Genomic DNA, 8,591 nt, shown 5'->3' on the forward strand with positions numbered 1-8,591 from the left:
ACGCAGTTAAATATGTCGAGCGAAACAGCTCCTCCTACACCCGCCCAACCGCGCGAGTCGCTTGGTTTTTGGCGCGAATCCTGGCGAAATTTTCGCCGTCGTCCCCAAGCGATGGCGGCGTTGTCGTTCGTCGTGTTCCTCTCCTTGGTCGCTTTGACGGCGCCGATGATCGTCGGCACGCGGCCGATCGTCTGCAAGTACAAAGGAGAGATCTATTTTCCGGCGACGTACTATTACTGGCGCATCCTCGGCCTGAATACGCAAGCCTACAAAACCGAGGCCGTGTTCACTAACGACAAGTTTCGCGGCGTCTATCCTGGCAATCTGAAAAAGAACGATCCCGATAGCTGGGCGATTTGGCCGCTGGTCTATCAAGATCCGTATCGACCGATCGAGGCCGACGAGTGGCCAGGCCAGCCGGAGAGTCCCTCCGGCATTGAGGGAGCTCCCAACAAGTACAACCTGCTGGGGACCAATGACGATGGGGTCGACGTCTTTGCGCAAATGGTCCACGCGACGCAGATCTCGTTGTTGGTCGGCTTCGTTTCGATGGGGATCGCGGCGCTGATCGGCGTGATCGTCGGTGCGCTGGCCGGATTCTACGGCGGTTGGATCGATGTGATTCTCAGTCGCGTCATCGAAGTCGTCATGTGCTTGCCGACGTTGATTTTGATCCTCGCCGTTCGATCCATCTTGGATGACATTACGATCTGGCACTTGATGGTTTTGATCGGAGCGACCGGGTGGACCGGCATTGCACGACTCACGCGGGCCGAGTTCATGAAGATCCGCGAGATTGAGTATGTCTCAGCGGCGCGATCGCTGGGCGCCGGACAGATGCGATTGATGTTCGTGCATATCTTGCGAAACGCACTAGCGCCGATTCTGGTGCCGATCTCGTTTGGCATCGCTTCGGCGATTTTGACCGAAGGAGCATTGAGCTTTCTCGGCTTTGGGGCTCCGCCGCCGAATCCTAGTTGGGGAACGCTGCTAAGCGAAGGTCGGACGAGAATCCAGACAATGTGGTGGCTGGTCGTTTATCCCGGCATGGCGATTTTCTCGACCGTGCTCGCCTACAACCTGATCGGCGAAGGCGTACAAGAAGCGACCGATCCGCGGACGCGTGAGACGTCGTAGACGCACACTTCTCAGACGAATTGAAACATGACTGACACGCTTGTCCAAATCGATCATCTCAAGACCTATTTCCACACCGAAGACGGCGTGGTCAAAGCGGTCGATGACGTCTCGCTGCACTTTGACGCCGGCACGACGATGGGAATCGTCGGCGAATCGGGCTCTGGCAAAAGCGTCACGTCGCTGACGATCATGCAGCTGCTCGCCAAGTCGGCCCATATCGAAAGCGGTTCGATCTCGTTTCTGGGGCGCGATCTGGTGAAATTGCCAGAGACCGAGATGCGCAAGATCCGCGGCAAAGATATCGGCATGATCTTTCAAGAGCCGATGACGTCGCTCAACCCGGTCTTTACCGTCGGCGCACAAGTGACCGAAGCGATCTTGCTGCATCAGAAGGTGACCAAAGCCGAAGCCAAGCAGCGCACGATCGAGTTGTTTGACGAGGTCGGAATTCCTGATCCCGAGACGCGCGTCAACTCGTATCCGCATCAAATGTCAGGCGGGCAAAAGCAACGCGTGATGATCGCGATGGCCCTTTCCTGCAATCCGAAGCTGTTGATCGCCGACGAACCGACCACCGCGCTCGACGTGACGATCCAGGCGCAGATTCTCGATATCCTGCGCAAGTTGCGCGACGAACGCGGCATGGCGGTCCTCTTCATCACGCATGATCTCGGCGTGATCGCCGATATCGCCGACCATGTGACGGTGATGTACCGCGGCAAGATCGTGGAACAAGGAGACGTCGTCTCGATCTTCGAGAATCCTCAGCATCCTTACACCAAAGGCTTGTTGGCCTGTCGTCCCCGACTCGACACCCAATACAAACTGCTGCCGACGGTCGATGACTTTATGGAGGTCGCGACCGACGACAAAGGTGAAGCGAAGATCATCGAGAAGTTTGTCGATGAGAAACGGCTGAACGAATTGATGACGACCGGTCGCGGGCGTTTGCTGCACCCCAAGGCCGAACTAGCCGCGATGGGGCATCCTTGGGAAGAGGGGCATCACGCCGGTGACGCAAAGATGGTTGCAGACGGTGAGAAGCCGCTGTTGGAAGTTCGCGACTTGCATGTCCATTTTCCGATTCGCAAAGGACTATTTCGCGGCGTCGCCGGCCATGTGAAAGCGGTCGACGGCGTCAGCTTCAATGTCTACCGCGGACAGACCCTCGGGTTGGTCGGCGAATCCGGTTGCGGGAAAACAACCACCGGGCGCGCGATCATTCAGTTGATTCGGCCCACATCGGGCGAGATGTTGTTTGACGGGATCGATCTGGCGAAGTTGAACCCGGCCGCGTCAGTCTTCGACTCATGGCCTCCGACCATGCTCGATCGCTGGTCGAAGTCGAAACAACTCCGCCGACTGCGGCGGCGATTTCAGATCATCTTCCAAGATCCGTATGGAAGTCTGAATCCGCGGATGACGGTGCAAGCGGCGATCTGCGAGCCGATGGTGATCCAAGGGATCGGCAAAGCGAAAGAACGCCGCGATCGCGCGGCCGCGTTGTTAGAAGAAGTCGGGCTGAACGCGTCCCATTTGCGCCGCTACCCGCATGAGTTTTCAGGCGGTCAACGTCAGCGCATCTGCATCGCGCGGGCGTTGACGGTTGAGCCTGAGTTTTTGATTTGCGACGAGTCCGTTTCGGCGCTCGACGTCTCGGTTCAGGCCCAAGTGTTAAATCTTCTAAAAGATTTGCAGCTTCGCCGCGGTCTGACTTATCTGTTCATCAGCCATGACCTGAGCGTGGTGAAGTTCATGTCGGACATGATCGCCGTGATGAACCAGGGAAAGATCGTCGAGTTTGGCCCGGCGGACAACATTTACGCCAATCCGCAGCAGGAATATACGAAGCGTCTGATCAGCGCCACGCCGCAAGATGACTTGGATCACATTCGCCGCCGCCAGGCGGAGCGGAAAACTGCCCTAGCGGCCCGTCTTTCGGCAGTTTAGAAAGGGGGATTCTTCTTCGCTCAATGGAGGCAGGGCGCAGATTGGATTGGACCCTGCTTGGTACGAATTGCCCCCAAACAGCGTGATTTCTTCCGCGACGTGAACCCGCCGCGGCTATTTTGGCTCTTCTGGTAGTTCGGATGCGAATTATTCCCCCCCTACCCTCGTTCAGGTTGTCGCTATAATGTCGAACTCCACTACTATGATCGCCTCCTTAGGCGCAGTTCCAACCCCGGCAGAGTGCATGTCGTCGCAGCAAATTTATATCAACGGTAAGTTCTTCAGCAAAGAAGAAGCGGTCGTCAGCGTCTTCGACCACGGACTGCTCTACGGCGACGGGGTTTTTGAGGGACTGCGGGTCTACGAGGGGAAAGTCTTTCGGATGGCGCAACATCTGAAACGCCTGTACGACTCGGCCAAAGCGATCATGCTGCAAATCCCGATGCCGATCGAAGGGATGCAAGAGGCAGTGTTGGCGGCGGTTGAGAAAAACGGCTTGGACAACTGCTATATCCGTCTGGTTATCACGCGCGGCGCCGGAACTTTGGGTCTTGGCCCCGAGCGGACCTCGAATCCGCAAGTGATCATCATCGTCGACAAGATCGCGCTCTACCCAGAAGAGCATTATCGCAACGGGCTAGAGATCGTGACGGCGAGCACGATTCGCAATCATCCCGGCGCGTTGAGCCCGCAGATCAAGTCGCTAAACTACCTGAACAACATCATGGCGAAGGTCGAAGCTTCGAAGGCGGGCTGCCTAGAAGCGTTGATGCTGAACCACAAGGGCGAAGTCTCGGAATGCACGGCCGATAACATCTTTATCGTCCGCAACGGCGTTCTGATGACCCCGCCCACCGACGCCGGCATCCTGGAAGGGGTGACCCGCGAAGCGGTTCTCGAGCTGGCGAAAGACGCCGGCGTTCCGACCGAAGAAAAGACGCTGACTCGGCACGACGTTTACATCGCCGACGAATGCTTCATGACCGGCACCGCTGCCGAAGTGATCGCGGTGGTCCGGATCGACGGCCGCCCGATCGGCGACGCTCGACCTGGTCCAATCACCCTGAAGTTGCAAGAGCTGTTCCACAAGCTGGCTCGCACGTAAGGCACGCTGGTTTTCCACAAAACCGTAGCCCGAGGCGCGAGCCGAGGGGATGCGTCTGCAGCTTCAATCCACGATCGAATCACCGCGCGAATTCCCTAGGATCGCGCCTCGGGCTACGGTGATTTGCATTACCACCGAACTCCCTATGCACGGACGATCTTTTCTCGTCCGTGCTCCACGTTCTTGGTTGCGTTTCTGGTGTCGATCACTAGCTGCGAGTGCGTCACGATCTGCTGATAGTCGTAATCATCGTGGTCGGTGACGATCATCACCGCGTCAAACGACGCCAGATTCTCCGGCGTTAACTCGACGCTGGTCAAATCGGGCAGGTCGTAATGGCGCATCGCCGGCAACTTCGGGATGAAGGGATCGTTGTACGAGAGGACGGCGCCCCGTTCGGACAGCAATTCCATGATCTTGAAGCTTGGGCTCTCACGCGGGTCGTCGACGTTTTTCTTGTACGCAGCTCCTAGGATTAGCACTTTGCTGCCGTTGGCCGGCTTGCGAACCAAGTTGAGCGCATCGCATAGTTTTTGAACGACGTACTGCGGCATCGACGTGTTGATCTCGCCGGCCAGTTCGATAAACCGCGTCGGCATCTCATTCGCGCGGGCTAACCAGCTGAGATAGAAAGGATCGATCGGTATACAGTGTCCGCCGAGTCCCGGCCCCGGGTAGAACGCCTGAAAGCCGAACGGTTTGGTCTTGGCCGCTTCGATCACTTCCCACACATCAATGTCGAGCCGATCGAAGAGCAGCTTCAACTCGTTCACCAACGCGATATTCACCGCGCGATAGGTGTTCTCGAGGATCTTACAGGCCTCAGCGACTTCGCAGCTACTGACCGGAATTGTTTTGACGACGGCCTGAGCATAAAACGCGTCGGCGATTTGCAAGCTGATCGGGTCATAGCCGCCGACCACTTTGGGAATCGCGCTGGCGGTGAAGTTGGGGTTGCCGGGATCTTCCCGTTCAGGGCTGTAGGCCAAAAAGAAGTCGACCCCCGGCGTTAGTCCTGACTGGGCCAGGATCGGCGCGACGACATCGCGCGTCGTGCCGGGATAGGTGGTGCTTTCTAGCACGACCAACTGCCCAGGGCGCAGATTCTCGGCGATCATCTGCGCCGTTGACTCGACATAGCTGAGATCGGGATCACGATTGGCCGTCAGCGGGGTCGGGACGCAGATCAGCAGAATGTCGGCTTCGGGCAAACGCCGGGGATCGCTGGTCGCGGCAAATCGTCCGCTGGCGACCCACGCGGCGATCCACTTCGAGTCGACATGCTTGATGTAGCTCTCGCCGCGGGTCAGCGCGTCGACCTTGCGTTGGTCGACGTCAAATCCCAACGCCGAGAATTCGCTGCCGATAAATGCCTGCACTAGCGGCAGGCCGACGTAGCCCAGCCCGATTACCCCCACTTTGGCTTGCTTCGTGAGGATCGCCTGTTGAAGTTGGGCGGCTAATTGTTCGGTGCTAGCGTGTTTGCTCATGGTTTCCGTCATCGAAAGCTGCGCAGTTGACCTAACTTCAAATCGTAATTCTAGCACAGACCTCTTTACCCGTATTTCGCGAACGTTTTACCAGAAACTTTCGTCTAAGGACCTAAGGTGTCGGGCGGACTGCGATACATACAGCAGGCGAGAGTGACTCGCTGCTAACCGCAGGAAGCAAAGGAATCAAATCATGTCGAAATATTACGTTGAATCGGGTTCGGTCCAGTTGATCATTCAAGCTGCTGACGCTCGCCGCGCCGCGTTATGGTCGGTCCACCGTGTGATGGAGCAGGTGTTGCCGCTGGTCGAAGAAGTGCCGGACGAAATGGATCAAGAGCCGGTCGGCGGCATGGTCTTGGGAGACGCGATCACGCTGAACGAGCAAGGCTTCGGCCGACTTGCCGACACCCAGTATGACACGATGGACGTGGTCGCCGAATGGAGCCAGCTGATGCTGGTGCTGGACAAGATTGAAGGATTGGCGCGAGGAGTTTGCTAAATGGCCGATTCATCGGGTTGGCCGCGATAGTTGCGCGATCGGGGCCGGCGAAGTCGGTAAGAAGCATCAACCCGACGGGTAATCCCAACACGGCGAGGTACTTACCGATTGAAGTCGCGTTTCTCCTCTTCGAAACAAATGGGGCTTAAGGCCTCCAACGGCCAATCTGATAACCCATTGAGGTTGTCCCCTAGCAAGCATTTGACTACACTTCGCCTCATCAATTCGCATAGGAAGCGGTTGCGGCATGGAAGCTAGCACAAGAGGATCGCATAGCATGGGCGTTTCGGTCGTCGTTCCGATCTACAACGAACTAGAAAATATCCCGCTGCTTTACGAACAGATTCATAACGTCGTGTCCCAATTGGATCGACCGTATGAAATCATCTTCGTCGACGATGGGTCGAACGACGGCACTTTGGCCCGCGTTCAAGAGGTCGCCGCAAGCGATCAACACGTCAAAGTGGTCGAATTCCGCCGCAATTATGGCCAAACGGCCGCGATGCACGCAGGCATTCAATACGCTTCGCTCGATGTCGTCATCACCATGGACGGCGATCTGCAAAACGATCCGACCGACATTCCGATGATGTTGGCCAAGATCGACGAAGGCTACGATCTGGTGCATGGTTGGCGGAAGAATCGCCAAGACACGTTCATCAATCGCAAGCTGCCGTCGAAGATCGCCAACTGGCTGATCTCGAAAGTAACGAAATTTCCGATCCATGATTTGGGCTGCACGCTGAAAGCGGTCCGTCGCGAGATCGCCCAAGAGCTAGAGCTCTATGGCGAGATGCATCGGTTTATCCCGATTTTGGCCCACCAGCGCGGCGCTCGCTGCGTCGAAGTCGTTACGCAGCATCACGCGCGCCGCTTCGGAACCACCAAATACGGCATTGGACGCACGACTCGCGTCGTCTTGGATCTGTTGACGATCGCCTACATGCTCAACTTCTTCTCGAGCCCAATGAAACTATTCGGCCGCTTGGGGCTGGGATGCCTGATGTTGTCGATGGCGTCCGCGCTCGGCGTGGTCGGCATGAAGTTGGCTGCCGGCGTCGATATGACCGGCAATCCGCTGCTGTTGCTCTGCGTGCTCTCCACAATTATGGGTGGGCAGTTTTTCAGCCTGGGGATGATCGGCGAAGTCAACGCGCGGATCTATTATTCGGATCAGCGTAAGCAACCTTACGCCGTGCGGTCGCTGACCAATTTTGAGCACGACTACGATCCATCCGTGCCGTTGGATCGACGCGTCGCCTAGTCGCAGCGCGTGTCGTCAGTCGCCGTCGACTCGGATATGATACGGAAGATCGTTTGATTTTTCGTATCATGCTCTCGCCAGGTTGACGCACCATGAAAGCCGCTTTCTTTACTGAGCCCGGTCCTCCCTCCGTCATTCAATATGGCGACGTGCCGACTCCAGAAGTAGGGCCGCGACAAGCGCTCGTCAAAATGACGGCCGTCGCCGTCAATCCGATCGACACCTACATTCGCGGCGGCGCCGCTTATTGGGATTTGCCTCAGCCGTATATCATCGGCTCGGATCTGGCCGGCGTGGTCGAAGAAGTAGGCGCCGAGGTCAGCGACTTCCAACCTGGCGATCGCGTGTGGTGCAGCAATCAAGGTTTTCGCGGTCAGCAAGGGACCTTCGCTGAATACTGCGCGATCGACGCCGAGTGGCTCTACAAGTTGCCGGAGGGAGCGAACGATCGCTCCGCCGCCGCTTGTGCGCTGGTAGGGATCACGGCGCATCTCGGCCTGTTCAAAGAGAACGCGAATCTCCAGCCGGGCGAAACGATCTACATCCAAGGGGGTTCAGGCGGCGTCGGCTCGATGGTGGTTCAAATGGCGAAGCTAGCCGGCGCTCGCGTCATTGCGGCGGCCGGCAGCGAGGAGAAAGCGGCGATCTGCCGCGATTTGGGCGCCGATGAAGTCGTGCTCTACAAGTCAGAAAATGTCGGTGAGCGGATCCAAGAATTGGCGCCCCAGGGGGTGAACGTCTTTTGGGAAACGCAGCGCGAGCCGAACTTTGACCTGATTGTCGAATCGCTCGCCGAACGGGGCCGGATCGTGTTGATGGCCGGCCGAACCGCTCGTCCGGAGTTTCCGGTCGGTCCGTTTTACGTCAAGCAAGGTCGCATGTGCGGATTTGTGATGTTTAAATCCCCCGCCGCCGAAATGCGCGTCTGCGGCGAAGAGATCAGCCGCTGGCTAGCCGCCGGCAAATTGAAAAGCCAAATCGGCGCCGAGTTCCCGCTCAGCGAAGCGGCCCAGGCTCACGAGTTGCAAGAAGGAAATACGCTGCATGGTCAGCAGACGCTGGCTGGCAAAATTGTACTGCACCCGTGATTCGCGATTGCGGGTGAACTATAATAGTCCAGACATTCCCTTGACTTGACTA

General features: G+C 57.3%; 7 protein-coding genes. 6 read left to right on the forward strand and 1 reads right to left on the reverse strand.

The genetic code is table 11. The features are described from left to right. The first annotated feature begins 12 nt into the window (after positions 1–12). The 3 genes from DSM3645_RS13875 (at position 13) to ilvE (ending at position 4,195) form a co-directional block, all read left to right on the forward strand. Positions 13–1,137, forward strand: a complete 1,125-nt coding sequence (locus DSM3645_RS13875; RefSeq protein ID WP_040351840.1) for an ABC transporter permease — start codon at positions 13–15, stop codon at positions 1,135–1,137. A 27-nt stretch (positions 1,138–1,164) separates the two neighbouring features. Next, positions 1,165–3,090: an ABC transporter ATP-binding protein gene (locus DSM3645_RS31700; RefSeq protein WP_002652836.1), complete on the forward strand. Its 1,926-nt coding sequence runs from the start codon at positions 1,165–1,167 to the stop codon at positions 3,088–3,090. Between the two features lie 244 nt (positions 3,091–3,334). After that, positions 3,335–4,195, forward strand: coding sequence for a branched-chain-amino-acid transaminase (gene ilvE / locus DSM3645_RS13885; RefSeq protein ID WP_002652837.1), 861 nt, complete (start codon positions 3,335–3,337; stop codon positions 4,193–4,195). A gap of 143 nt (positions 4,196–4,338) precedes the next feature. Here ilvE and DSM3645_RS13890 read toward each other — a convergent pair whose 3' ends face one another. Then, positions 4,339–5,685: a nucleotide sugar dehydrogenase gene (locus tag DSM3645_RS13890; RefSeq protein WP_040351841.1), complete on the reverse strand. Its 1,347-nt coding sequence runs from the start codon at positions 5,683–5,685 to the stop codon at positions 4,339–4,341. Between the two features lie 193 nt (positions 5,686–5,878). Between DSM3645_RS13890 and DSM3645_RS13895 the strand changes: the two genes are divergently transcribed. From DSM3645_RS13895 to DSM3645_RS13905, 3 genes are all read left to right on the forward strand, one after another. After that, the gene (locus DSM3645_RS13895; protein ID WP_002652839.1) at positions 5,879–6,187 is read left to right on the forward strand and encodes a hypothetical protein; all 309 of its coding nucleotides are present in this window, start codon (positions 5,879–5,881) and stop codon (positions 6,185–6,187) included. 277 nt (positions 6,188–6,464) lie between these two features. Then, complete coding sequence (locus DSM3645_RS13900) at positions 6,465–7,451, forward strand: glycosyltransferase family 2 protein (protein ID WP_050769380.1); 987 nt, start codon at positions 6,465–6,467, stop codon at positions 7,449–7,451. A 92-nt stretch (positions 7,452–7,543) separates the two neighbouring features. Then, complete coding sequence (locus DSM3645_RS13905; RefSeq protein WP_002652841.1) at positions 7,544–8,539, forward strand: NADPH:quinone reductase; 996 nt, start codon at positions 7,544–7,546, stop codon at positions 8,537–8,539. The last annotated feature ends 52 nt before the right edge of the window (positions 8,540–8,591 follow it).

Origin of the sequence: Blastopirellula marina DSM 3645 (genome assembly GCF_000153105.1) — a bacterium.
GTDB classification, from domain to species: domain Bacteria; phylum Planctomycetota; class Planctomycetia; order Pirellulales; family Pirellulaceae; genus Blastopirellula; species Blastopirellula marina.

What these genes read in the sequence shown, in the direction of transcription:
- DSM3645_RS13875 (WP_040351840.1), top strand. Translation starts at nt 13, where the DNA reads ATGTCGAGCGAAACAGCTCCTCCTACACCCGCCCAACCGCGCGAGTCG.
- DSM3645_RS31700 (WP_002652836.1), top strand. Translation starts at nt 1,165, where the DNA reads ATGACTGACACGCTTGTCCAAATCGATCATCTCAAGACCTATTTCCAC.
- ilvE (WP_002652837.1), top strand. Translation starts at nt 3,335, where the DNA reads ATGTCGTCGCAGCAAATTTATATCAACGGTAAGTTCTTCAGCAAAGAA.
- DSM3645_RS13890 (WP_040351841.1), bottom strand. Translation starts at nt 5,685, where the DNA reads ATGAGCAAACACGCTAGCACCGAACAATTAGCCGCCCAACTTCAACAG.
- DSM3645_RS13895 (WP_002652839.1), top strand. Translation starts at nt 5,879, where the DNA reads ATGTCGAAATATTACGTTGAATCGGGTTCGGTCCAGTTGATCATTCAA.
- DSM3645_RS13900 (WP_050769380.1), top strand. Translation starts at nt 6,465, where the DNA reads ATGGGCGTTTCGGTCGTCGTTCCGATCTACAACGAACTAGAAAATATC.
- DSM3645_RS13905 (WP_002652841.1), top strand. Translation starts at nt 7,544, where the DNA reads ATGAAAGCCGCTTTCTTTACTGAGCCCGGTCCTCCCTCCGTCATTCAA.